22 protein-coding genes, 1 tRNA gene and 1 pseudogene are annotated in these 23580 nt (G+C 67.8%); 8 read left to right on the top strand and 16 right to left on the bottom strand.

From position 1 onward, the window contains the following. From Q0579_RS05875 to Q0579_RS05845, 7 genes and pseudogenes are all read right to left on the bottom strand, one after another. Window positions 1–497, bottom strand: a pseudogene (locus tag Q0579_RS05875) (transposase); the annotation flags it as partial. A 119-nt stretch (window positions 498–616) separates the two neighbouring features. After that, window positions 617–692: transfer RNA gene (locus tag Q0579_RS05870), tRNA-Lys, on the bottom strand. A 116-nt stretch (window positions 693–808) separates the two neighbouring features. Beyond that, window positions 809–1891 (bottom strand): rod shape-determining protein RodA, encoded by a 1083-nt coding sequence (rodA, locus tag Q0579_RS05865; protein ID WP_298810185.1) that lies wholly within the window; start codon window positions 1889–1891, stop codon window positions 809–811. Between the two features lie 20 nt (window positions 1892–1911). After that, on the bottom strand, window positions 1912–4077 hold the full coding sequence (gene mrdA, locus Q0579_RS05860; RefSeq protein WP_298810183.1) for a penicillin-binding protein 2: 2166 nt from the start codon (window positions 4075–4077) through the stop codon (window positions 1912–1914). Continuing rightward, window positions 4077–4508: a rod shape-determining protein MreD gene (locus Q0579_RS05855; RefSeq protein ID WP_298810182.1), complete on the bottom strand. Its 432-nt coding sequence runs from the start codon at window positions 4506–4508 to the stop codon at window positions 4077–4079. The genes mrdA and Q0579_RS05855 overlap by 1 nt, the downstream gene beginning before the upstream one ends. A 71-nt stretch (window positions 4509–4579) precedes the next feature. After that, window positions 4580–5497, bottom strand: a complete 918-nt coding sequence (gene mreC, locus Q0579_RS05850; RefSeq protein ID WP_298810180.1) for a rod shape-determining protein MreC — start codon at window positions 5495–5497, stop codon at window positions 4580–4582. 16 nt (window positions 5498–5513) lie between these two features. Next, a complete protein-coding gene (locus Q0579_RS05845; RefSeq protein ID WP_298810179.1) occupies window positions 5514–6554 on the bottom strand; it encodes a rod shape-determining protein in 1041 nt (346 codons plus the stop codon). 134 nt (window positions 6555–6688) lie between these two features. Between Q0579_RS05845 and mutL the strand changes: the two genes are divergently transcribed. Next, complete coding sequence (gene mutL, locus Q0579_RS05840) at window positions 6689–8464, top strand: DNA mismatch repair endonuclease MutL (protein WP_298810177.1); 1776 nt, start codon at window positions 6689–6691, stop codon at window positions 8462–8464. A 94-nt stretch (window positions 8465–8558) separates the two neighbouring features. Continuing rightward, entirely contained in the window at window positions 8559–9050 is a 492-nt protein-coding gene (locus Q0579_RS05835; protein ID WP_298810176.1) for a MarR family transcriptional regulator, read from the top strand. A 335-nt stretch (window positions 9051–9385) separates the two neighbouring features. Here Q0579_RS05835 and rplI read toward each other — a convergent pair whose 3' ends face one another. From rplI to Q0579_RS05815, 4 genes are all read right to left on the bottom strand, one after another. Then, a complete protein-coding gene (gene rplI / locus Q0579_RS05830; RefSeq protein ID WP_298810174.1) occupies window positions 9386–9979 on the bottom strand; it encodes a 50S ribosomal protein L9 in 594 nt (197 codons plus the stop codon). 12 nt (window positions 9980–9991) lie between these two features. Continuing rightward, complete coding sequence (rpsR, locus tag Q0579_RS05825; protein ID WP_010163758.1) at window positions 9992–10216, bottom strand: 30S ribosomal protein S18; 225 nt, start codon at window positions 10214–10216, stop codon at window positions 9992–9994. Then, the gene (gene rpsF / locus Q0579_RS05820) at window positions 10216–10656 is read right to left on the bottom strand and encodes a 30S ribosomal protein S6 (protein ID WP_219768897.1); all 441 of its coding nucleotides are present in this window, start codon (window positions 10654–10656) and stop codon (window positions 10216–10218) included. Before rpsF ends, rpsR begins: the two co-directional genes overlap by 1 nt. Window positions 10657–10827: 171 nt before the next feature. Continuing rightward, window positions 10828–11184: an RcnB family protein gene (locus tag Q0579_RS05815; protein ID WP_298810170.1), complete on the bottom strand. Its 357-nt coding sequence runs from the start codon at window positions 11182–11184 to the stop codon at window positions 10828–10830. 205 nt (window positions 11185–11389) lie between these two features. On the opposite strand from Q0579_RS05815, the gene Q0579_RS05810 reads away from it, so the two are divergent. The 6 genes from Q0579_RS05810 (at window position 11390) to mltG (ending at window position 17356) form a co-directional block, all read left to right on the top strand. Next, window positions 11390–12847: a glycosyltransferase family 39 protein gene (locus Q0579_RS05810; RefSeq protein WP_298810168.1), complete on the top strand. Its 1458-nt coding sequence runs from the start codon at window positions 11390–11392 to the stop codon at window positions 12845–12847. Between the two features lie 52 nt (window positions 12848–12899). Then, a complete protein-coding gene (fabD, locus tag Q0579_RS05805; protein ID WP_298810166.1) occupies window positions 12900–13859 on the top strand; it encodes an ACP S-malonyltransferase in 960 nt (319 codons plus the stop codon). A gap of 23 nt (window positions 13860–13882) precedes the next feature. Then, window positions 13883–14623, top strand: a complete 741-nt coding sequence (gene fabG / locus Q0579_RS05800) for a 3-oxoacyl-[acyl-carrier-protein] reductase (protein ID WP_298810164.1) — start codon at window positions 13883–13885, stop codon at window positions 14621–14623. Window positions 14624–14748: 125 nt separating this feature from the next. After that, window positions 14749–14985, top strand: a complete 237-nt coding sequence (locus tag Q0579_RS05795) for an acyl carrier protein (RefSeq protein ID WP_019515010.1) — start codon at window positions 14749–14751, stop codon at window positions 14983–14985. A 129-nt stretch (window positions 14986–15114) separates the two neighbouring features. Beyond that, window positions 15115–16374: a beta-ketoacyl-ACP synthase II gene (gene fabF / locus Q0579_RS05790; RefSeq protein WP_298810157.1), complete on the top strand. Its 1260-nt coding sequence runs from the start codon at window positions 15115–15117 to the stop codon at window positions 16372–16374. 13 nt (window positions 16375–16387) lie between these two features. After that, complete coding sequence (gene mltG, locus Q0579_RS05785) at window positions 16388–17356, top strand: endolytic transglycosylase MltG (RefSeq protein WP_298810154.1); 969 nt, start codon at window positions 16388–16390, stop codon at window positions 17354–17356. A gap of 457 nt (window positions 17357–17813) precedes the next feature. Here the strand turns inward: mltG and eda are convergent, their stop codons facing one another. The 5 genes from eda to zwf all read right to left on the bottom strand — a co-directional run bounded on the left by eda (window position 17814) and on the right by zwf (window position 23515). Continuing rightward, window positions 17814–18416 (bottom strand): bifunctional 4-hydroxy-2-oxoglutarate aldolase/2-dehydro-3-deoxy-phosphogluconate aldolase, encoded by a 603-nt coding sequence (gene eda / locus Q0579_RS05780; RefSeq protein ID WP_298810150.1) that lies wholly within the window; start codon window positions 18414–18416, stop codon window positions 17814–17816. Then, a complete protein-coding gene (gene glk, locus Q0579_RS05775) occupies window positions 18413–19381 on the bottom strand; it encodes a glucokinase (RefSeq protein WP_298810146.1) in 969 nt (322 codons plus the stop codon). Before glk ends, eda begins: the two co-directional genes overlap by 4 nt. Continuing rightward, complete coding sequence (gene edd / locus Q0579_RS05770; RefSeq protein ID WP_298810144.1) at window positions 19378–21204, bottom strand: phosphogluconate dehydratase; 1827 nt, start codon at window positions 21202–21204, stop codon at window positions 19378–19380. Before edd ends, glk begins: the two co-directional genes overlap by 4 nt. A gap of 95 nt (window positions 21205–21299) precedes the next feature. Continuing rightward, window positions 21300–22007: a 6-phosphogluconolactonase gene (gene pgl / locus Q0579_RS05765; RefSeq protein ID WP_298810141.1), complete on the bottom strand. Its 708-nt coding sequence runs from the start codon at window positions 22005–22007 to the stop codon at window positions 21300–21302. Between the two features lie 44 nt (window positions 22008–22051). Beyond that, window positions 22052–23515, bottom strand: a complete 1464-nt coding sequence (gene zwf / locus Q0579_RS05760; protein WP_298810139.1) for a glucose-6-phosphate dehydrogenase — start codon at window positions 23513–23515, stop codon at window positions 22052–22054. Window positions 23516–23580: the final 65 nt, after the last annotated feature.

Below are 23580 nucleotides of genomic sequence, written 5' to 3'. Positions count from 1 at the left end.
GGCCGCATGCAGCAGTGCGGTTACCCGGCGATAGCCGTAGCGCCCGTACTGCCTGGCCAGCGCGACGATGTCGTCGGTCAGCGCCTCCTCGTCATCTGCCCCACACGGCACTTTGCGCTGCGTCGACCGATGCTGCCCGAGGACGCGGCACACCCGTCGCTCGGACACATCCAGCACCTCACGCACCTGGTCGATGCACCGCCGGCGCCGTGCGGGGCTCAGAAGTTTCCCCGCGCCGCCTCTTGCAGGATCAGCTTGTCCAATGTCAGGTCCGAGATCGCGCGACGCAGCCGGAGGTTCTCCTTCTCCAGATCCTTCATCCGCCGCGCCTGATCCGTCTTCAGACCACCATATTCCTTGCGCCATCGGTAATAGGTCTGCTCGCTGACTGCGATGCGCCGGCATGCCTCGGCCGTCGTGCCGCCCTGGCCCAGCATGATCTCAACCTCACGCAGCTTGCCGATGATCTCCTCGGGCTTGTGCTTCTTCGCTGGCATTCGTCGTCCCTTCCTCGATCCAGACTGTCATAGTCGATGGACCACTCAGAAGGGGGCAGCTCAGTGTCGGAGAACAAATCCGAGCATCCGATAAAAGCCAGCGTTTACAACGGTAAGGGTGGTGGACGCACTTGGGCTCGAACCAAGGACCCGCTGATTAAGAGTCAGCTGCTCTACCAACTGAGCTATGCGTCCATGACCGGTGAGAAGAAGCGACTTGGTGTGTCGCTTCCGATCGGGAAGCGCGCCTCTACATCGGCTGTTCGATTCTGCAAACCCCTTTTTTGCTTTTCGTGCCTTTTCTTGCTCGATTACCAGAGTGTCTTGCGACGATTGGTGTGATCGATCCCCATCAGGATGCCGAGCGAGATCAGCACGGTCATCTGCGCCGAACCACCGAAGCTGACGAGCGGCAGCGGGATGCCGACAACCGGCGCCAGGCCCATCACCATCATCAGATTGATCGCGACGTAGAAGAAGATCGTGGTCGACAATCCCGCCGCCACAAGCTTGGCAAAGCGGCTCTCCGCGCGGACGCCGACGCCCACGCCCCAGCGGATCACGAGCAGGAAAGCGGCGATGATGAACACGCCGCCGATCAGACCCCATTCCTCCGCCATGGTCGCGAAGACGAAGTCGGTCTGACCCTCCGGCAGATAATCGAGATGGCTCTGCGTGCCGTGCATGAACCCCTTGCCGAAGATACCGCCTGATCCGATCGCGATCTTGGACTGGCTGATGTGGTAACCGGTGCCGAGCGGGTCGCTTTCCGGGTCCATGAAGATCAGCACGCGGTTGCGCTGATAATCGTGGAGCGCGAACATGAAGGCGAGCGGAGCCGCGACGGCGAGCGCGGCGGCGCCGCCCACGAACAATCGCAGCGGCACACCGGCCAGGAACATGACGGTCGCGCCACCCGCGCAGATCATCAGCGCGGTGCCGAGATCGGGCTGGAGCATCACCAAGGCGGCCGGCACGCCGATCAGGACCGCAACCGGCCAGATCGCGACAAACTTCCGCGTCTCGGCCGCCGGCAGCATCTCGTAGAAGCGTGCTGCGGCGAGAACGATGCCGATCTTCATCAGCTCGGATGGCTGCAGGCGAATGAAGCCCAGATCGAGCCAGCGCTGGCTGCCACCGCGTACCGCGCCAAGCAGTTCGACGAGCAGCAGCGCGACCACCAGCGCGCCGTAGGCCGGGAAGGCGAGATTGCGCCACCACGACAAGGGCACCCGCGACAACACGATCGAGCCGGCTAGAAAGACGAAAAAGCGTATGCCCTGCGGCAGCGCCCATGGACGAATGCTGCCGTTCGCGGCCGAGTAGAGCACGACCAGCCCGAAACAGCCGATCGCCACGACAAGCAGCAACGCACGCCAGGGCAGGCTCGTCAACGACGATGGAACAACGGATCTCACTGCGGCTGGCCTGCTGGCGGGGTCGCAGCGGTCTGCGGCAATGTCTGCGACGATGAAGGGAGGTTGCGAGCACCGCTGTCATCGTCCGGTTCGGGCGAGCCGGTCTGCGCCGGGCCGGCGCCGTTAGCGATATCGCGTTCGACCGCGGCCTGGCTCGCGTTCTGGATGTCGGTTTCGGCCTCTACGGCGCGCGCCTCGGTGGGGGCCGGAGCGTCGGTCTCGGTCGCGGCGGCCTGCGCGGGTGGGGTGGTGTGCGCGGCGCGGTAGGCGGCCTCCTGCGCGGCCATGCGGGTGCGAATGTCACCCCCCCAGGTCGGTTCAACTTCGGCCAGCGCCTTCATCGCGCGGTCGCGATCGAACAAATAAGTCATGATGTCGCGCCCGATCAGCGGCGTGTCGAGGTTGCGCACGGTGTGGCCGTTGTGTTCGAGCACGACCGCCGCGGCGTAACGCGGGTTGTCATAGGGCGCGAAGCAGACGAACAGCGCGTGGTCGCGGAGCTTGAACGGCAACTGCCCATTCTTGAGCACGCCTGAGCGACGCTCCGCCATCGTGATGCGACGCACCTGCGCCGTGCCGGTCTTCGCGGCCAGCCCGACGCCCGGCACCTGCATTTTCGCCGCGCCGCCGGTGCCGCCGAGGTTAACGACGCCGTTCATCGCCTCGCGGATGATGCGGAAATGGTCGGGGTCGATCGCGAGCGGCTTGGCGGCAGGTTTGAACGGATCGCGCAGGATCGTCGGGACGAGCGCCTTTCCTGACGCCATCCGCGCCGCCATCACTGCGAGCTGTAGGGGATTGGCGAGCACGTAACCCTGACCAATCGAGGCGTTGACCGAGTCGGCCGCGGTCCAGTTGGTCTTGTACTTGCGGCGCTTCCACGCGCTGTCGGGTACGGTGCCATAACGCTGCGTCGCGAAGGGAAGGTCGAACTTCTCGCCCAGTCCCAGCGCGCGGGCCACCGGTGCGATCTTATCGTAGCCGACACGGCGCACCATCTCGTAGAAGTAGATGTCGCAGCTCTGCATGATCGCGTTTTTGAGATCGAGCGGGCCGTGGCCGTGACGCTTGTGACAGTGAAACACGCTGCTGCCCAGCCGCATCGCGCCCGAGCAGAACACGCGCTCGTTGGGGTTTACCCCCGCGGCCATCAGCGCCAGGCCGTTCATCGGCTTGACGGTCGAGCCGGGCGGATAAAGCCCCTGCGTCGCCTTGTTCATCAACGGAACATGGTCGTCCTTTGACAACATGTCCCATTCGAGATGGCTGATCCCTTCGGAGAAGCTGTTGGGATCGTAGGCGGGCATCGACACCATCGCCAGCATTTCGCCGGTTAGGCAGTCGAACACCACGCACGAGCCTGAATTGGTGCCAAGGCGGCGCGCGGCATATTCCTGCAGCCCCGCGTCGATCGTCAGGCGCACGGTACGGCCGGGCTCGTCCTTGCGGGTCGCGAGTTCCTGCACCAGCTTGCCGCGCGCAGTGACCTCGACACGCTTCGCGCCTGCCTTGCCGCGCAGCAGCGGCTCAAGCGTCTTTTCCAGGCCATCCTTGCCGAGCTTGAACCCGGGCGTGACCAGCAGGGGATCGCGCGTCGCGCGATATTGCTCCGCAGTCGGCGCACCGACGTAGCCGGTCAGGTGCGCGACGGCGGCGGCGGCGGGATAGTTGCGCGCAAAGCCGCGTGTCGGGGCGACGCCGGGCATCTCGGGCTGGCGGACGTAGACCGCGGCGAACCGGTCCCAGTCGATGTTTTCGGCCACGGGCACCGGCTGAAACCCCGCCGCCTTCTTCAGATCGGCCTCGATCCGCAGCATATCCTCGTCGGTGAGCGCGAGCAGCTTGCGTAGCGCGGCGAGCGTCTTGTCCTTGTCGACCAGACGATCGGGGATCAGGTCGACGCGGAAGTCGGTGCGGTTGTTGGCGATCGGTTGGCCGTGACGGTCGACGATCCAGCCGCGGCGCGGCGGGATCATCGTGTTGTTGACCCGGTTGCTTTCCGACAGGAGGTTGTAGTGCTCGTTCTCCGCGACCGACAGCCACGCCATGCGGCCGACGAGCAGCCCGCCGACGCCGAGTTGCCCCGCGCCCAGCAACCACGCACGGCGCGAGAAGCTGAACGCCTGCATCGACTCGGTCAGGACACGCGGGCCGCGTAGCATCAGCGCACCCGCCGCGCATCGACGCGGGCGATCAGGAACGCGACCGCGGGGAAGAGCAGCACCGACAGCACAATCTGCGCGGCGAGCGCCACGTCGACGTGGGCGGCGAGCGGGGTCGCGGCCACGCGCCCGCCGACGAGCACGAGCGTGATCGCAGCGGCGGCGATCAGCCAGTTCTGCCAGAAATCACGCAATCCCGACCGCGCCTCGAGTGCGCCGACGAGGAAATAGGCGAGCGTCCACAGCAGCATCGCGCTGCCGACCGGCTGCCCGGACACGAGATCGTCGAACAGACCGAGAAAGGCGGGCGCCCAGCGCCGGATCGCGAACGGCGCGAGCAGCCGCCATGACAGCAGCGCCAAGAGCCCGAACGGCGGCAGGAGCGAGAGGTTGGCGCCGAGTGGCAGGATCGTCAGCAGCGAACCCGTCATCACGGTCGCCCACGGCAGTAGCCGCGCACTGCCGAGCGGTAGCGGTTCGCGAAAGAGTGGTGCGCTGGCCATCAGGGGCGGGCAGGCGCGGCGGACGCGGTGGGTTGCGGCACTGCGCCGGGGGTCGGCGCGGGCGCGGGTAGCGGCGGCGGCGCGTAGACGCTGCGCACCGAGACGATGTCGAACGCGTCGGGGCGCGCGAACGGCTTGGCGAGCGCAGCCTCGGCCCCGCCGCGCAGCGCGCGTGCGACGAGCACGCCGGGACCGAAGATGCCGCCGCTGCCCGAGCTGACGAACACGTCGCCCGCCTTGAAGTGGGCGTCGTCGGTGTCGATCACGCGCACGTCGACCAGCCCGTCGCCGCGGCCGGCGGCGAGCGCGGGCAGGCCGTCGCGCAGGCGACGAACGGGCACGATGCTCTGCGGATCAGTCAGCAGCAGCACGCGCGCGGTATTGGGCCCTGCCTCCAGCACGCGGCCGACGAGCCCCTCGGGCCCCTGTACCGGCTGGCCTTCGCGCACGCCCTGCCAGGTGCCAGCGTTGAGCAGGCCGTAGCGCCGCGTGCTGGTCGCGCTGGTGCTGACGATCCGCGCGGTGACGACGAGGCGTTGCTCGAGGTCGCGCACCGCGAGCAAGCGGCGCAGGCGCGCATTCTCCAGTTGCGCCAGATGCCCGGCGACGAGTGCGGGCCGGGCACGCGCCAGCCGTGCGTTCAGGTCGGCGTTCTTGTTGTGCACGTCCCACCACGACGCGACGGCGTCGGGAATGCCGGACACGGTGTCGACCGCGACCGCCAGCGCGCTGGAGATCGGCGCCGTCACCTCCGCGACACTTGCGCGCGCGGCCGAGAAGGCGGTCGGGTTCAACTGCGACAGCGCGAGCAGCACCGCACCCACAACCCCGCCGGCGATGGCGAGGATGTAGCCGAAGAACACACCATTTTGCGCCCGTCGCGAGAAACCCGGGCGCCGATCCCGCGGCGGCGCCATGTCGATGCGGGTCCGATCAACCGTTCTGGAGCACGGCGCGGAACATCGGGTCCTCCAGCGCGCGCCCGGTGCCGATCGCGACGCAGATCAGCGGATCGTCGGCGATCGTGACCGGCAGGCCCGTCTCGTCGCGCAGCACCTCGTCCAACCCTTGCAGCAGCGCGCCGCCGCCGGTCAGAACGATTCCCTGGTCGACGATATCGGCGGCGAGTTCGGGGGCGGTGTTTTCCAGTGCGATGCGCACGCCGTCGACGATCGCGGCCACCGGCTCGCTGACCGCTTCGGCAATCTGCGCCTGGGTGATCGGGATCTCCTTCGGCACGCCGTTGACGAGGTCGCGGCCCTTGACGAACACCGTCTTGCCGATGCCGTCGACGGGGGGCTTCGCGCAGCCGAGTTCCTGCTTGATCCGCTCGGCAGTCGCCTCGCCGATCAGCAGATTGTGGTTGCGACGCACGTAGGAGACAATCGCCTCGTCCATCTTGTCGCCGCCGACACGCACCGAGGTGGTGTAGGCGAGACCGCGCAAGCTGAGCACCGCAACCTCGGTGGTGCCGCCGCCGATGTCGACCACCATCGATCCCACGGGTTCGGTCACCGGCATGTCGGCACCGATCGCCGCCGCCATCGGCTCCTCGATCAGCCACACCTGGCTCGCGCCCGCATTCTGCGCGGCATCGCGGATCGCGCGGCGTTCAACCTTGGTCGAGCCCGAGGGAACGCAGATCACGATCTCGGGCCAGCGCATGAAGCGACGCTGCCCGTGCACCTTCTCGATGAAATATTTGATCATCTGCTCGGCGACATCGATGTCCGCGATCACGCCGTCGCGAAGCGGGCGAATCGCCTCAATCGTACCGGGGGTCTTGCCCATCATCAGCTTCGCGTCGTCGCCGACTGCCTTGACGCGCTTCTGCCCGTTGATCGTCTCAACCGCGACAACCGACGGTTCGTTGAGCACGATGCCGCGACCGCGGACGTAGACGACGGTGTTCGCCGTTCCGAGATCGATCGCCATGTCGTGCGAGGACATCTTGAACAAGCGCGAGAAGACCATGTGAGATGCGTTTCCGTGTGTCGCCGTTGGCCGGCGGTTCTTGCCTGTGCCCGGCCCTCGAAGCCACCGATGCGGCTTCGCGACAGCAATCTTTCGGGTCGCGGGATGCCGCCGCTTGGGCTAGTGCCTGCGCGGTGTCAATACGTCGTCTGCCCGAGCATTTGGTCAACCGTATCGCCGCCGGTGAAGTGGTGGAAAGACCGGCCAGTGCGTTGAAGGAACTGGTCGAGAATGCGATCGACGCGGGCGCGACGCGCATCGCGGTCGAGCTGTCGGCAGGCGGGGTGGAGCGGATTGCGGTCGCGGACGACGGGTGCGGCATGACGGCCGCCGAGATCGCGCTGGCGCTGGAGCGGCACGCCACCTCCAAGCTGCCGCACGAGGATATCGACCGGGTCGAGACGCTCGGCTTTCGCGGCGAGGCGCTGCCCTCGATCGCGAGCGTCGCGCGGGTGACGATCGAGAGCCGCCCGCCGGGCGCGGAAGGCTGGGCGCGCGCCGTCGACAATGGCGTGGTGGTGCGCGAAGGGCCCGCGGCGCTGCCGCCGGGCACGCGCGTGGTGGTGGAGGCGCTGTTCGCGCGCGTGCCGGCGCGGCGCAAGTTCCTGCGTAGTCCGCGTGCCGAATATGGCGCGTGTCTCGACGTCGTGCGCCGGCTCGCGCTCGCCCGGCCGGAGATCGCCTTTGCGGTGGAGCATGACGGCCGCCGGGTGTTGAGTGTCCCCGCGCAGCACGACCGCCCCGCGCGCGTCGCGGCGTTGACCGACCGCGCGCTCGCCGACAATGCGGTCGCGATCGACTTCCGGCGCGAGGACGTGGTGCTGGGCGGTGTCGCCGGGCTGCCGACCTTTCACCGCGGGGTGGCCGACCATCAATATCTGTTCGTCAACGGGCGCCCGGTGAAGGATCGCCTGCTGCTCGGTGCGCTGCGCGGTGCCTATGCCGAAATGATGCCGCGCGATCGTCACGCGGTGGTGGCGCTGTTCCTCGATCTGCCCGCCGATCTGGTTGACGTGAACGTCCATCCTGCCAAGACCGAGGTGCGGTTCCGCGACCCGGCGATGATCCGCGGCATGATCGTCTCGGGCCTTCGCCGTGCGCTCGACGAGGCGGGTCACCGCGCGGTGCAGCGACCGAGCGAGGACGCGCTGGCGATGTGGCGGCCCGAACCAGTCGCTCCCGTTGCTGCGGCTGACGCGCAGACGAGTTTGCTCGAACGGACGGCCGCGACCGCATCGTCGTTCGTCAACGAACGGCGCTCCAGCTTCATCGCCGCGCCGCCGCTGGCGCGTGCCGAGCCCGCCTGGGCGCCGATCCCTGCGACGACCGACCATCCGCTCGGCGTCGCGCGGGGGCAGGTGAGCAAGACCTATATCGTCGCCGAAGCGGCCGACGGTCTGGTCCTGGTCGACCAGCATGCCGCGCACGAACGGCTCGTGCTCGAACGGATGCGCCGCGCGCTGGCGGGCGGCACCGTCGCGAGCCAAGCGCTGCTGCTGCCCGAGGTGGTCGAGCTGGAGGAGCCGGCATGCGACCGATTGGAGGCGCGGATCGGCGAGCTGGCCGAACTGGGACTGGTGCTGGAACGCTTCGGCCCGTGTGCGATGCTGGTGCGCGCCACGCCCGCGCTGCTTGGCAGCGCCGACCCGACCGGGCTGGTCGCCGATCTGGCCGACGAGCTGGCGGCGTTCGACGAGGCGCTGTCGTTGCGCGAGCGGCTCGACGCGATCGCGGGAACGATGGCGTGCCACGGTTCGGTGCGGGCGGGACGCGTGCTGGCGGTGGCGGAGATGAACGCGTTGCTGCGCGAGATGGAGGCGACGCCGCACTCGGGCCAGTGCAACCATGGGCGGCCGACCTGGGTGAAGCTGGCGCACGGCGATATCGAGAAGCTGTTCGGACGCCGATGACCAGCCGGTCCTTGAGTAACCGCCCGATTGTAGGACGCGGCATGGTGCAACTTGGGTCTAGCGTAACCTAGATTACCGCGGCATCATTTGTCGCATGAGCGAGATCGTGATGCCGCCCCGCGACCAATTCCTGCGCGAAGAAACCATTCGTGGTGGCATGGACCTGCTCTTTCTCAGCAACACGCGGCATCTGCGGCACGCCGACGATACGCTGGCCGCGCTCGGGCTCGGACGCGCGCACCACCGGATTATGTATTTCGTCGCCCGCCAGCCGGGCATCAACGTGACCGCGCTGCTCGCGATCCTCGGCATCACGAAGCAGTCGTTCGGACGCGTCGCCAAGCAGTTGATCGCGAAGGGATTGATGGAACAGCACACCGGCGACCGCGACCGGCGCCAGCGGCTGCTCAAGCTAACGCCCGAAGGCGAGAAGCTGGAAAAGGCGATCTTCGACAATCTCCACGACAATGTCGCGCGCGCCTACAAGGCGGCGGGCGGTGAGGCGGTCGCGGGCCTGTGGGTGGTGTTGCAGCACTTGATGGGCGAGGAAGCGCGCGTCCAGTTCCGCGCGGTGCAAGGATTGTAGCGCGCCGATCCGGGCGAGGTGGAGCCGCACATCGGCCGGCCGCCGCTGTCGCGCCCAAGTGGTGTGTCACGGCGGAACGCCGCGCTTGTTAACTTACGGGAAACCCTGATCCGCTTCGTGCATTCTACCTCGCAACACGTTCTCGTCGTCGCAAGGTGATGCCATGAAACAGCTTTTCCCCGTGATCCTCGCGCTGATCCCGTTCTCGGCCGTCGTGTCGGCGGTGCTGATGAACCCGTAAGCGTTGGTCGCCGGTCACGGCCGCGACCGTCCAAAGCAGAAAAGGCCGCCCGGTTGCCCGGGCGGCCTTTCTTGTTGCCGGAGCGGCGTAGGCGTCAGCCCTGCGCCTGATCCTGCTGGACCTCGGCAGTGGCACCGGGCTCTGCATTCGGATCATACGCCTCGACGAAGCCGCCCTGGTCGCGGCCTTCCTCGAAGACCTGCTGCATGACGTCGACGCCCGACGCCTGCATCTCGGCCTCTTCGGGCGAGCGTGCGACGTTGACCTTGACGTTCACCACGACCTCGGGATGCAGCTGCACCTTGACGTCGTACAGGCCGATCGCCTTGATCGGACGATCGAGCACGACCTGGCTCTTGGAAACCTTGTAGCCTTCGGCGACCAGCGACTCGACCAGATCGCGCACCGCGACCGAGCCGTAGAGCTGACCGGTGTTCGACGACTGGCGGATCAGCGTGATCTGCGCGTCCTTGAAGTTGCCGGCTTCCTTCTCGGCGTCGCCGCGGCGCGCCGCGTTGTCGGCCTCGATGCGAGCGCGGTTGGCCTCGAACACCTTGCGGTTGGCTTCGTTGGCGCGCAGCGCCTTCTTGCGCGGCAGCAGGAAGTTGCGGGCGAACCCGTCCTTTACCTTCACCACGTCGCCGATGGCGCCGAGCTTCTCGACGCGCTCGAGCAGAATGACGTCCATGTCTGCTACTCCTTACTTCACGATGTAGGGCAGCAGGCCCAGGTGACGCGAACGCTTGATCGCCTGCGCGAGCTCACGCTGCTTCTTGGCCGACACGCTGGTGATGCGCGAGGGCACGATCTTGCCGCGCTCGGACACGAAGCCTTGGAGCAGACGGACGTCCTTGTAGTCGATCCGGGGCGCATCCTTGGCGCTGAACGGGCACGACTTGCGACGACGGAAAAACGGACGGGCCATTACGCGAACTCCTCCTCACGGCGGGGGCCACGGTCACCACGATCGCCGCGATCACCACCACGCTCACCGCGGTCGCCGCCACGCTCGCCGCGGTCGGCACGACGCTCACGGTCGCGCTCCTGCTTGCGCATCATGACGGTCGGACCCTGCTCCAGCTCGTCGACGCGAACGGTCATGTAGCGGATGATGTCTTCGTTGATGCCCGCCTGACGCTCGATCTCGGCGACGGTGTCGCCGGGTGCGTCGATCTCGAGCATCACGTAATGCGCCTTGCGGTTCTTCGCGATGCGGTACGCGAGGCTGCGTAGGCCCCAATTCTCGGTCTTCACGACGCGACCACCGTGGTCGGTCACGATCTTGCTGGCGTTTTCAGCCAGCGTGTCCACCTGCGCTTGTGCCAGATCCTGGCGCGCAAGGAACACGTGCTCGTAGAGAGCCATGTGCTACCTTCTATGTTGGCCGATCGCTGACGGACGCCCCATGCGCACCGCCCCTCCGGCTGTCGTCTTGAAACAAGCGAAGGGCGGGACGGCCATGCCATCCCGCCCGAAGCGGGTTGTCCGATACCCGAGCTTGCGTCGTGACGCAAGCCGGGGCGGGTGTTCGTCGGCTCAGCGGTAAATCCGCGTCACCACCGTGCGGACCGTGCCGCCACGATCCGAGACGAGCACTGCATCGCGGCCCGAGCGGACCCAGCGATAACCGCGCGGCGGGGCGTAGAGGCCGCGACCGCGGAACTGGCGATAGTCGATCTGCGCGTAATTGGGCGCATAGCGGCGGTCGAAGCGCTGGCCGGCGCGCCAGTTGCGTCCGTTCGCCTGCGTCGTCACCGTGCGCTGGACCACCGTGCCGTTGCGACGCTCCTTCACCGTGGTGACGGTGCGGGTCTGCGCCTCGGCCGAGGCAGCGACGATCGGTGTCAGCGCGACCGAAGCGGAAATGGCGGAAAGGATGATCTTCTTGAACATGATCGTGGCTCCCGTTGTTCGCGGCGGCGTCACCCGCCCTCGAGAGCTAAATTAGGAAGCGCGTGTCGCGTTCCCGTGTCGCAGGCCGCGCCAATTGGTCGCAAATTGTCGCGGATCGGCGCGCTTCCTGAACGGGGTGTCAGCAACCCTGCGTTTTTACGCGCTTCAACCAAATCGCAAGCGGCGCGGGACTAGGCCCGCGCGCATGAAGATGCATCACACCTTCCATCGCATCGAAGCGACCGACCGCGCGCGCGCGCTGCCGTGGCTGCTGGTGCTACTCGCCTGTGCCGCGGCCGCGCTGTGGATCGGCTGGATCGGGTTCGAGGCGTCGGACGACTCGCTCTACTGGCAGGGCGCGATGAAGGTGATGACGCAGCCGCCGTTCGCGGGCGACAATCACTGGACCACGCGTTTTCCGCTGACCCTGACCTTTGCCGCGGTGCTGCGTACGATCGGGGAGGGGTTCGCGGCGTTCGCGGTGACGGCGATGATCTTCTACGCGGTTGTAGTCGCGGTGACGGGCGCGTTTGCGGCGAAGGTGGTGGGGGCGCGCGCCGGATGGATCGCCGCGCTGCTGACCGCGACGCTGCCGGTGATCGTCAGTCACGCGACGACCGTGTCGGTCGATCTGATCGAGGCGGCGGCGTTGGTGCTCGGCGTGATGCTGCTGGGCGGCGCGCGGGCGGACCGCGCGGGTTACGTGCGCGGCGTGGCGGCTGGCATCATGTTCGGGGTGGCGGTGCTGTGCCGTGAGACGAGCGTGCTGCCGCTCGTTGGACTGGTGCCGTTGTTCGTGCTCGGGCGCCCGGTGCCGCGCGGCGTGCTGATCGCGGCAGGCGTCGGCGTCGCGGTCGTGCTGGGCGGCGAGGCGCTGTATCAATGGGCGCTGACCGGCGATCCGCTGCGGCGCTACACCATCGCGTTCAATCACGACGATCACATCGACCGCGCGGCGAACATGGAGGGCAATTTCCTGCTGTGGCCGCCGATCGATCCGCTGCTGGTGCTGATAATCAACGACGATTTCGGGCTGCTGTTCTGGATCGCGGGCGCGGCGATGACGCTGGGAGCGTGGGGCCTTGTGCCGCGCGCGCAGCGTCCGCGGATGGTGGTGCTCGCCGCGATGGCGGGCGCGATGTTCGTGCTGGTCGCGGTGCTCTACGGCAAGCTGGTGCTCAACCCACGCTACTTCACGTTGCCCGCGCTTGCCGCGGTTGTGATCGTCGCAACCTGGGTAGCGCGGCTCGCCGCCGTCTGGCGGGTGATACTGCTGACCGTGCTGGTGTCGAGCAACCTGCTGCTGATGGGCGTCGGCAACGCGCATCCGCGCTGGGTGATGGAGGCGATGGTCGAGGCGTCCGCCGCACACCCGCGCGAAGTGATCGCGGCCGATCCGCAAACGGTACGCCGCGCGCTGATCCCGATGCTGTACGCGGGGCGCGAGAATTTGCGCTACGCACCCGCGCGCGCCGGTGGGCTGGAGATCGCGGAGGCGGACCGTGCGCCCGCGGGGCAGGTGCTGGCGCGCTATCCTTCGCCGCCGACGCGGGTCGGGGCGATGCTGCGTACGCTGGGGCTCGAACCGCTCGTCCCCGGTGCGGTCGCCCGGCGGATGTTCGCGCCCAGTCCGGAGGCCGTGCTGGTCCGCCGCTCCAGTTGACCGCTTCCGCCCTCGCGCCTAGCAGCGCAGCCCTTCACGCATGGAGAGGGCGATGCGCGCATTCATTTTCCCCGGACAGGGCAGCCAGGCGGTCGGCATGGGTCGCGCACTCGCCGACGCGTCGCCGACGGCGCGCGCGGTGTTCGAGGAGGTCGACGACGCGCTCGGCCAGCATCTGAGCCGCGTGATGTGGGACGGTCCCGCCGACGACCTTACGCTGACCGAGAATGCGCAGCCCGCGATCATGGCGAATGCGATCGCGACTTTGCGCGTGCTGCAACACGAAGGTGGCGTGCGGCTGGCCGACAAGGCCGATTATGTCGCGGGTCACTCGCTGGGCGAATATAGCGCCTTGTGCGCGGCCGAGGCGCTGGATCTGGCGACCACCGCGCGGCTGCTCCGGCTGCGCGGGCGCGCGATGCAGGCGGCGGTGCCGGTCGGCGAGGGGGCGATGGCCGCGCTGCTCGGCGCGGATGTGGAAAAGGCGAGCGTGATCGCGGGCGCCGCGGTCGATTCGATCCTGGCGGAGGGCGGTGCGGAGCTGGTCTGCACGGTCGCCAACGACAATGATCCGAGCCAAGTGGTCATTTCCGGCCACCGCGCCGCGGTCGAGCGCGCGGTCGCGCTGGCGAAGGAGATGGGCGCGAAGCGCGCGGTGCTGCTGCCCGTGTCGGCACCGTTCCACTGCGCGCTGATGGCGGATGCCGCGACTGCGATGGAGGCGGCATTCGCCGAGGCCGATCTCCGCGCACCGCTCGTCCCCGTGTTCGCCAACGTCGATGCGGCAGCCGTCGCTGATCCCGGCGCGATCCGGCGCTTGCTCGTCGAGCAGGTGACGGGGCGCGTGCGCTGGCGCGAATCGGTGCTGGCGATGGCGGAGGCGGGCGTGACCGAGTTCGTCGAGTTCGGCGGCAAGGTGCTGGGTCCGATGGTCAAGCGGATCGTGCCCGACGCGACCGTCACCAGCGTGGTGACGATGGACGACGTCGAAGCGCTGACCAAGACGCTCTGACCGGCAAGCTGAGGAGAAGAAGCATGTTCGATCTTTCAGGCATGACCGCGCTGGTGACCGGCGCGTCGGGCGGGATTGGTTCGGCGATCGCGCGCGGATTGGCGGCGCAGGGCGCGCGGCTGGCGGTGTCGGGCTCGAATGCCGACAAGCTTGAGGCTTTCCGTGCGACGCTGGACGGTGACCATGTCGCGGTGCCGGCGAACCTGTCGGACGCCGCCTCGGTCGACGGGCTCGTGCCCGCCGCGGTACAGGCGCTGGGCGGGCGGCTGGACATTCTCGTCAACAACGCCGGCGTCACGCGCGACAATCTCGCGATGCGGATGAAGGACGAGGAATGGGACGCAGTGATCCGCGTCAACCTGGAGGCCGCGTTCCGCCTGATCCGCGCGGCGGCCAAGCCGATGATGAAGCAGCGCTTCGGCCGCGTCGTCTCGATCACCTCGGTCGTCGGGCAGACGGGCAATCCGGGTCAGGCGAATTACGCCGCATCGAAGGCGGGGCTGGTCGGCATGTCGAAGGCGCTGGCGCAGGAGCTCGCCAGCCGCAACATCACGGTGAATTGCGTGGCCCCGGGCTTCATCCGCTCGGCGATGACCGACGTGCTGCCCGAGGCGCAGAAGAGCGCATTGACGGCGCGCATCCCGAACGGTGATCTGGGTACCGGAGAGGACATCGCCGCGGCGGTCGTCTATCTCGCGTCCAAGGAGGCGGGCTACGTCACCGGGCAGACGCTGCACGTCAACGGCGGCATGGCGATGGTATGATCCATGTGACAGCGATGCGGCGGGACGGGCCGTTCACCCGGTAAACGTCGCACTTGTCACGAAACGCTCCCCGTTCTACCTGCGTTCAGGAAGTTACTGACCCCCCAAGAAGAAGAGGGATTACCATGAGCGAGACTGCCGACCGCGTGAAGAAGATCGTCGTCGAGCACCTGGGCGTCGAAGCCGACAAGGTGACCGAGGATGCCAGCTTCATCGACGATCTGGGCGCGGACAGCCTCGATATCGTCGAGCTGGTGATGGCGTTCGAGGAAGAGTTCGGGGTCGAGATCCCCGACGACGCCGCCGAGAAGATCACGACCGTCAAGGACGCGATCACCTACATCGACGAGCATAAGGGCTGATCCCTTAACTCGGAGAGTCGAGATTTGAGCGGCTCCCCATCCTCGTCCAGAGGGCGGGGAGCCGTTTCGGTTTGAGAAGACACCCGCGTGCGTCAGCGCTCGCGCGCCAGGGGTGAAGAAGGAATGCCTATGCGTCGCGTCGTCGTCACCGGTCTCGGCCTCGTCACCCCGCTCGGTGCGGACGTGGAAACCGCATGGGCCAATCTCATCGCCGGCAAGTCGGGAGCGGGCCCGATCACGCGCTTCGACGCGTCGAACCAGAAATGCCGCATCGCGTGCGAGGTGAAGCCCGCGGGCCACGAATACGGCTTCGATCCCAACAAACGCGTCGACCACAAGGTGCAGCGCCAGGTCGACCCCTTCATCGTCTACGGCATCGATGCGGCGTGCCAGGCGCTGGAAGACGCTGGCCTCACCGACATGAGCGAGGCCGAGCGTTACCGTGCCGGTGCCTCGATCGGCGCGGGGATCGGCGGCCTGCCGGGGATCGAGAGCGAGTCGATCGTGCTGCACGAAAAGGGGCCAAGCCGCGTTTCGCCGCACTTCGTCCATGGGCGGCTGATCAACCTGATCACCGGTCAGGTGACGATCAAATACGGGCTGATGGGGCCGAACCACGCGGTCGTGACCGCCTGCTCGACCGGCGCGCACTCGATCGGCGACGCCGCGCGGATGATCGCGATGGACGACGCGGATGTCATGCTGGCGGGCGGTGCCGAGGGCGCGATCTGTCCGCTCGGCATTGCCGGCTTCGCGCAGGCGCGCGCGTTGTCGACCGCGTTCAACGACCAGCCGGAAAAGGCGAGCCGCCCGTACGACAAGGACCGTGATGGCTTCGTGATGGGCGAGGGCGCGGGTGTCGTCGTGCTGGAGGAATATGAGCGCGCGAAGGCTCGCGGCGCGAAGATCTACGCCGAGGTGATCGGTTACGGCCTGTCGGGCGATGCCTACCACGTCACCGCGCCGCACCCCGAAGGCTCGGGCGCGTATCGCTCGATGGAGATGGCGCTGCGCAAGTCGGGGCTCAGCCTCGACGACATCGATTACATCAACGCGCACGGCACCTCGACCCCACTCGGCGACGAGCTGGAGCTGGGCGCGGTGCGCCGCCTGTTCGGCGACGCGATCGGCGGTTTGTCGATGAGCTCGACCAAGTCGGCGATCGGCCACCTGCTGGGTGGTGCGGGCGCGGTGGAGAGCATCTTCTGCATTCTGGCGATGCGCGACCAGATCGTGCCGCCGACGCTCAACCTCGACAACCCGAGCGACAGTTGCGCGGGCGTCGACCTGGTGCCGCACACCGCGAAGAAGCGGCAGGTGCGTGCGGTGCTCAACAATTCGTTTGGGTTCGGCGGCACCAACGCCAGCCTGGTGATGAAGCCGGTCTGAGGAACTGACACCCATGCGCCGTCCCGGTTGTCTGGCGCTGATCGCCGGGCTGGTCATCATCGCCGCAGGCGCGTGGGTGTTGCTCGGCTGGTCGGGCAGCGGGCCGGCCGCGAAGCCGATGAATGTCGAGATCGCGCAAGGCTCCAGCCTGGCGAGCGCGGCGACGCAGTTGGAGAAGGCGGGCGCGATCCGTTCCGCCTCGCGCTTCCGGCTGCGCGCGCGGCTGTTCGGCGGCACGGGATCGATCAAGGCGGGCGAGTTCGCGATCCCCGCGGGCGCGAGCGAATCGACGATCCTGTCGATCCTGCAGGGCGGCAAGGCGGTTCAGCGTCTCGTCGTCATCCCCGAAGGACTGCCCTCGGTGATGGTGCGCGACAAGTTGATGGCCGCCGACGCGCTGACCGGCAGCGTCGGCGTGCCCGCCGAAGGGTCGGTGCTGCCCGACGGTTATTCGTTCGAGCGCGACGAGACGCGCGCGGCGGTGCTGGCACGGATGCAGGCGGCGATGAAGGCTTACGTCGCGCAAGCCTGGGCGAAGCGCCGCCCGACGACGATCGCGAAGACGCCGCAGGAGGCGGTGATCCTCGCGTCGGTAGTCGAGAAGGAAACGGGCAAGCCGTCCGAGCGGCGGATGGTCGCGGCAGTCTATTCCAATCGTCTGCGTATCGGCATGCCGCTCCAGGCCGATCCGACCGTGATCTATCCGATCACCAAGGGCCGCCCGCTCGGCCGGCGCATTCGCGTGTCTGAACTGCGCGCGAAGAACGGGTACAATACCTACGCCTCGCCGGGGCTGCCGGTGGGGCCGATCGCCAATCCGGGGCGGCTGTCGATCGACGCGGTGCTGAACCCCGCGCAGACCAAGGCGCTGTACTTCGTCGCGGACGGGACCGGCGGGCACGTGTTCGCGAACACGCTTGCCGAGCATAACGCCAACGTGAAGAAATGGTACGCGATCCGCCACGCGCGCGGGGAGATGTAGCGCGGCCTATCGGTAGGGGCAGGTGCGGGTTACCGCTTCCACCCTTTCAGCTCGCGTGGAGCGTGCGGCGCATGGGCAATACACGATAGACGCGGCCTTCGGTGGTCGATGCTGCGGAACTGGTGCTGCTGGCCGGTGCGGTGGTGCATGTGGCTGCGTGGATCGTTCACGCTGCCGATGATGGGGCTTAGTCAGCCCTGTTCGCGACGCTCGCGATCGCGGGTTTGCTCGTCGTGCCGAAGGTGCTCCCCAACCAACGAGCGTGGCGAGCATCGATCGGGTTCATCGTCGTCTAAGGCGACTCGTTTGCCGCCGAGTCGGTGGTCGTGCTCGCGATCGGCATCGCGATCACGACCGGCCTTTTCTCAACCCGCAGAGTGGGTGTCCAAGCTGACACAGTATCCGCCTGACGTGACCTAGCCCGCGGAATAAGCGTCCATGTATGCGCGGCGATGTTCTACTTCGCGAGCGCGGCCGCCTTTTTCGCGCGCTCGGTCACCTCGGGCAGCGTACCTTCGTTCACCCAGCTGCCGCCGACGCACAGCACGGGATCGAGCGCGAGCCAGTCGGGCGCGTTCTTCGCGCTGATCCCGCCGGTCGGGCAGAACTTGCATTGGTAGAAGGGCGCGGCGAGCGCCTTCAACGCCTTGACCCCGCCCGACGTCTCGGCCGGGAAGAACTTGAAATGGGTGAGGCCGAGGTCGAGCCCGCGCATGATGTCGCCCGCGGTCGCGACGCCGGGCAGATACGGGACCTTGCTGTCGATGATCCGCTCGCTCAAACGATGCGACAGGCCGGGGGAGACGATGAACTCCGCGCCGGCGTCGATCGCCTGATCGAACTGATCGGGGGCGATCACGGTACCGGCGCCGACGATCGCGCGCGGCACCTGCTTCATCTCGCGAATCACGTCGAGCGCGGCGGGGGTGCGCAGCGTCACCTCAAGCACGCGCAGGCCGCCGGCGACCAGCGCCTCGGCGAGCGGACGGGCCTGCGCCACGTCGTGGATCACGAGCACCGGGATGACCGGCGCGGTCTGCATGATGTCCTGGATGTTCATGTGTGCTCCTGCGCGAAGGCGGCCGCGGCGCCGAACAGGCCGGGCTGGGGATGGGTGATGAGCTTGACCGGGATCGCGGCCATCAGTTGCTGAAAGCGCCCCTTGGCGACGAAGCGCTGGTCAAAGCCGGAGCGGAGCAGTTTGTCCTTGATGCGCAGGCCCAGCCCGCCCGCGATCACGACGCCTTTCGCGCCGTGCGCGAGTGCGAGGTCGCCCGCCACCGCGCCGAGCGCGAGGCAGAAGCGGTCGAGTGCCGCGAGCGCGAGCGAATCGTCGCCGTCGAGCGCGTCGGTCCAGATCTCCTTGTCGGTCCGCTCGCGGATCGCGCGGCCTTCCAGGCTGGCGAGCGTTTCGTAGATCGCGACGATGCCTGGGCCGGCGACGATCCGTTCGGTCGAGACGCGCGTAAAGGTGCGGCGCAGGCGCTTGAGGATCGCGTCCTCGATGGGGTCGAGCGGCGCATAATCCATGTGCCCGCCCTCGGTCGGCAGCACCAGGTAGCGCCCGTCGGTCTTGAACACCTGCGCGACGCCCAGACCGGTGCCGGGGCCGCAGACGGTGGTGACCCCCTCGGCCGGGAGCGGCATGTCGGGCCCGCAGAGATGCTCGAAATCCGCGTGCGGCAATTGCGCAACGGCGTGACCGACCGCGCCGAAATCGTTGATGATCGTCCAGGTGTCCGCGCCCAGCCGCTCCGGGATCAACGATGGGCGGATCACCCAGGGATTGTTGGTCAGGCGGATGACGTCGCCGGTGATCGGCGAGGCGACCGAGATCGCGGCGGCGTTCGGCACCGGACGCCCGAGTCCGGCGGCGAACGCCTGCCAAGCGGTCTGCAGGCTGGCGTGGTCGGCGGTCTTGAGCGTGACGACGTCGCCGAGCGCCACGACCTGTCCGGCGTCGACCTCGGCGATGGCGAAGCGCGCGTGGGTTCCCCCGATATCGACCGAGACGACCTCGCTCACAGCATCGCTCCCGCCAGCATCGCACTTGCTCCCTTTTCCGCCTCGTCCGCTTGTCCGCGGAACATGCCGAATAGCTCGCGTCCCATTCCGGTGGGTGGAGGCGGGGGCGTCGGCCGCTCGCGCCCCGTCAGCGTCGCGGTGTCGACCAGCACGTCGAGCGCGCCCGCTACTGCATCGACGCGAACCATATCGCCGTCGCGGATCAGGCCGATGTTCCCGCCGACGCCCTGCGCGTTGGGCAGCGCCTCCGGGCTGACGTGGATCGCGCACGGCACCTTGCCGCTCGCGCCCGACATGCGCCCGTCGGTGACGAGCGCGACCTTGAACCCACGGTTCTGGAGCACGCCGAGCGGCGGGGTGAGCTTGTGGAGTTCGGGCATGCCGTTCGCGCGCGGGCCCTGGAAGCGGACGACGACCACCACGTCGCGGTCGAGCTCGCCCGCCTTGAACGCTTCGATGACGTCGAGCTGGTCGTCGAACACGCGCGCGGGCGCCTCGACGATCCAGCGGGTGCGCTCCACCGCCGACACCTTGATGCAGGCGCGACCGACGTTGCCCTGGAGGATCCGCATCCCGCCGTCGGGCGAGAAGGGGGTACTGGCAGGACGCAGGATCGTGTCGTCGCCGCTCACGCCCGGCGGAGCCCAACCGAGCGCGTCGCCGTCGAGCACGGGCTTGTTCGCGTAAGCCGACAGGTCGTCGCCCGCGACCGTCATGATGTCGCGGTGGAGGTGCCCGCTCGATAGCAGTTCGCCGATGACGTAGGGCATCCCGCCCGCCGCCTCGAACCCGTTTACGTCGGCCGACCCGTTGGGGTAAACGCGCGCGAGCAGCGGGACGGCGGCAGAGAGGCGGTCGAAGTCCTCCCAGTCGATCACGATGCCGGCCGCGCGCGCGATCGCGGGGACGTGGAGCAGGTGGTTGGTCGATCCGCCTGTCGCGAGCAGGCCGACCGCGGCGTTGACGATCGCCTTTTCGTCGACGCACAATCCCAGCGGACGATAGTCCTCACCCGACGTGCCGATGGCGGCTAGCCGGTGGACGGCGGCGCGGGTCAGCGCCTGGCGCAGCTTGGTGCCCGGATTGACGAAGGCGGCGCCGGGCATGTGGAGGCCCATCACCTCCATCATCATCTGGTTGGTGTTGGCGGTGCCGTAGAAGGTGCAGGTGCCCTGGCTGTGATAAGCGCCGATCTCAGCCTCGAGTAGTTCCTCGCGCCCCGCCTCGCCGACCGCGAAGCGTTCGCGCACCGCGGCCTTTTCCTTGTTGGGCAGGCCCGAGGGCATCGGGCCGCCGGGCACCATCACCATCGGCAGATGCCCGAATCGCAGCGCGCCCATCAGCAGCCCGGGCACGATCTTGTCGCAGATGCCGAGCAGCGCCGCGCCCTCGAACGTGCCGTGGCTGAGCGCGATCGCGGTCGACAGCGCGATCGTGTCGCGGCTGAACAGCGACAGCTCCATGCCGGGATAGCCCTGCGTCACCCCGTCGCACATCGCAGGCACGCCGCCCGCAACCTGCGCCGTCGCGCCGACCTCGCGCGCCCAGACCTTCATCTGTTGGGGATAACGGTAATAGACCGCGTGCGCGGACAGCATGTCGTTGTACGAGGTGACGATGCCGATGTTCATCGCATCGCCGCCGCGCATCGCGGCGCGGTCTTCCGGCGTCCCGGCATAAGCGTGGGCGAGGTTCGCACAGCCGAGCCGCGGGCGACCGATCCACGTGTCGCGCTCGCGCTCGATCAGGTCGAGGTAGGCGCGGCGGGTGGGCTGCGAGCGCGCGACGATGCGATCGGTGACGGCCTGTACGGCGGGGTTCATCGTTGCGGTTTTCCGTTCGCCCTGAGCTGATCGAAGCGTGCTTCTAGTGGCTCAGGGCGGCAGGGCAATCTACTACGTGGTGTTATGGCGCCCAATTACGGGGCCCAGTGGATGTCGACCGGCAGCTCGACGTCGGCGAGGACGCGGCCGATCGGGTAGGGCGAACCCGCGCCTTCGCTGATCGCGTCCTCGATCACCTTGCGCTTCGCGTCGCCCGTCACCGCGATCAAGAGCGCGCGCGCGGTGATGATGCCGGCGCGGCTGAGCGTCACGCGCGCGACGGGCGCCTCCGGGGGCAGCGGATCGGGCATGACGCCCAATGCGCGGCGCTCGCGCGGACCGTTCAGCGCTTCGTCGAAGTCGGGGCCGGGGAAGATCGACGCGGTATGGCCGTCGCCGCCGACGCCCAGCATGCAGAGGTCGAGCGGCCAGTGCAGGTCCTGCATCAGCGCGTCGGCCGAGCGGCCCGCAGCCTTATAGTCGTCGGTCGCCTTGGGGACGACCGGGATCACGCGCGCGCCCTTCGGGATGAACGTCTTGCCGAGTGCGGTGACGTTCGACAGCGGGTCGCCCAGCGGCACGATCCGCTCGTCGCTGGGGATGATCGTCACGCGCTTCCAGTCGAGCTTCGCCTTGGCGAGCTTCTCGTATGCGGGCAGCGGGGTCTTGCCGCCCGCGAGCGCGATGACGGCCGAACCGCGCGCGTCGATCGCGCTCTCGATCACGAACTGGATGTCGCCCGCGACCGCGTCGGCCAGCTCGGCCGCGTCGTCATATTCCCACCATTCGATCTCGGTCGTCATACACTCTCACTTACATGAAATTGGGAAAGGGAAGGCGTGCGCGCTCAATCGTCCTGCCAGGTAACACCGTCGCGCTCGGTCAGCGCGATCGCGGCCGAGGGCCCCCAGGTGCCCGCGGGATAATGTTTCGGCTTGGTGCCGTTCGCCGCCCAACCGGCGCGGATCGCGTCGGTCCACACCCATTGCGCCTCCACCTCGTCGCGGCGGACGAACAAGGTCTGGTCGCCCTCGATCAGGTCGAGCAGCAGGCGCTCGTAGGCGATGCGGCGGCGGGTACCGGCGAACTCGGCGTCGAGGCTGAGCTTCAACGGAACCTCGCGCAGCCGCACGCCGTCGCGGTCGAGCCCCGGTTCCTTCGCCATCACCAGCAGCTCGATATATTCCTCGGGCTGGAGGCGGATGACGAGCGTGTTGGGTTGGAGCAGCCCGCCGCGGCCAGAGAACATCGAGTGCGGCACCGGCTTGAACTGGATCGCGATCTCGCTGCGGCGTTTCGCCATCCGCTTGCCGGTGCGCAGGTAGAAGGGCACGCCCTGCCAGCGCCAATTATCGATGTGCGCCTTGATCGCGACGAACGTCTCCACGTCCGAATCGTAGCCGAGCTCGTCGTCATAGCCTTTGACGACCTTGCTGCTGACCGCGCCTTCCTCATACTGGCCCGTAACGGTGTTCTGCGGCACCTCGGCCGGTGTCATCACGCGGAGCGAGCGGAACACCTTGGCCTTTTCGTCGCGGATATCGTCCTTGCTGTAGCGCGCGGGCGGCTCCATCGCGACGAGCGCGAGCAATTGCAGGATGTGGTTGGTGATCATGTCGCGCAGCGCGCCCGCGCCCTCGTAATAGCCGGCGCGATCCTCGAGCCCGACCGTTTCCGCGATCGTGATTTGGACGTTGTCGATGCCTTGCGCGTTCCACACCGGCTCGAAGAAGCTGTTGCCGAAACGCAGCGCCAGGATGTTCTGCACCGTCTCCTTGCCGAGATAGTGATCGATGCGGAAGATCCGATTTTCGGGAAAGACTGCCGCGACGGTGTCGTTGATCTCGCGGCTGGAAGCGAGGTCGTAGCCGAGCGGCTTTTCCAGCCCGATCCGCACCGTGTCACCGGCAAGGCCGACCTTTTCCAGGCCCTTCACCGCGGGCTCGAACAGCGACGGCGCGGTGGACAGGAAGATCGCGAGCCCGCCCGACACGTCGCCGACCTTGTCGGCGAGCGCCTGGAAGGTCGACTCGTCCGACAGATCGGCGGGCTGGAAGGCGAGCCGCTGGAGGAAGGAAGCGATCTTCTCCTCGTCCTTGCGATCGTCGCTCAGATGCGCGTCGAGCGCGGCGCGCGCGATCTCGCGGAAGCTGTCGTCATTCTCATCACCGCGCGCCGAGCCGGTGATTGTCAGACCTTCGGGCAGCAGCCCGTCGGCGTGCAGGCCGTAGAGCGAGGGAAGCAGCATCCGCTTCGACAGGTCGCCCGTCGCCCCGAACAGAAGGAGCTTTCCGACTGGATTGCGCTGCATGTTGGCTCCGAGACATTGGCCCCGACGTAGCCGAGCCGGCACGCGGGGGCGGGTTGACCGATGTT

The sequence above is a fragment of the uncultured Sphingomonas sp. genome (assembly GCF_936927845.1).
Lineage (GTDB): Bacteria > Pseudomonadota > Alphaproteobacteria > Sphingomonadales > Sphingomonadaceae > Sphingomonas.
The sequence above is the reverse complement of the archived record's forward strand: the minus strand, read 5'-3'. Positions and strand labels throughout refer to the sequence as shown.

Coding starts and splice junctions, on each gene's coding strand:
- mrdA (WP_298810183.1), bottom strand. CDS start 4,077: ATGCTACGCGGCCCGCGTGTCCTGACCGAGTCGATGCAGGCGTTCAGC.
- Q0579_RS05855 (WP_298810182.1), bottom strand. CDS start 4,508: ATGACGGGTTCGCTGCTGACGATCCTGCCACTCGGCGCCAACCTCTCG.
- mreC (WP_298810180.1), bottom strand. CDS start 5,497: ATGGCGCCGCCGCGGGATCGGCGCCCGGGTTTCTCGCGACGGGCGCAA.
- Q0579_RS05845 (WP_298810179.1), bottom strand. CDS start 6,554: ATGGTCTTCTCGCGCTTGTTCAAGATGTCCTCGCACGACATGGCGATC.
- Q0579_RS05835 (WP_298810176.1), top strand. CDS start 8,559: ATGAGCGAGATCGTGATGCCGCCCCGCGACCAATTCCTGCGCGAAGAA.
- rplI (WP_298810174.1), bottom strand. CDS start 9,979: ATGGACGTCATTCTGCTCGAGCGCGTCGAGAAGCTCGGCGCCATCGGC.
- rpsR (WP_010163758.1), bottom strand. CDS start 10,216: ATGGCCCGTCCGTTTTTCCGTCGTCGCAAGTCGTGCCCGTTCAGCGCC.
- rpsF (WP_219768897.1), bottom strand. CDS start 10,656: ATGGCTCTCTACGAGCACGTGTTCCTTGCGCGCCAGGATCTGGCACAA.
- Q0579_RS05815 (WP_298810170.1), bottom strand. CDS start 11,184: ATGTTCAAGAAGATCATCCTTTCCGCCATTTCCGCTTCGGTCGCGCTG.
- Q0579_RS05810 (WP_298810168.1), top strand. CDS start 11,390: ATGAAGATGCATCACACCTTCCATCGCATCGAAGCGACCGACCGCGCG.
- fabD (WP_298810166.1), top strand. CDS start 12,900: ATGCGCGCATTCATTTTCCCCGGACAGGGCAGCCAGGCGGTCGGCATG.
- fabG (WP_298810164.1), top strand. CDS start 13,883: ATGTTCGATCTTTCAGGCATGACCGCGCTGGTGACCGGCGCGTCGGGC.
- Q0579_RS05795 (WP_019515010.1), top strand. CDS start 14,749: ATGAGCGAGACTGCCGACCGCGTGAAGAAGATCGTCGTCGAGCACCTG.
- fabF (WP_298810157.1), top strand. CDS start 15,115: ATGCGTCGCGTCGTCGTCACCGGTCTCGGCCTCGTCACCCCGCTCGGT.
- mltG (WP_298810154.1), top strand. CDS start 16,388: ATGCGCCGTCCCGGTTGTCTGGCGCTGATCGCCGGGCTGGTCATCATC.
- eda (WP_298810150.1), bottom strand. CDS start 18,416: ATGAACATCCAGGACATCATGCAGACCGCGCCGGTCATCCCGGTGCTC.
- edd (WP_298810144.1), bottom strand. CDS start 21,204: ATGAACCCCGCCGTACAGGCCGTCACCGATCGCATCGTCGCGCGCTCG.
- pgl (WP_298810141.1), bottom strand. CDS start 22,007: ATGACGACCGAGATCGAATGGTGGGAATATGACGACGCGGCCGAGCTG.
- zwf (WP_298810139.1), bottom strand. CDS start 23,515: ATGCAGCGCAATCCAGTCGGAAAGCTCCTTCTGTTCGGGGCGACGGGC.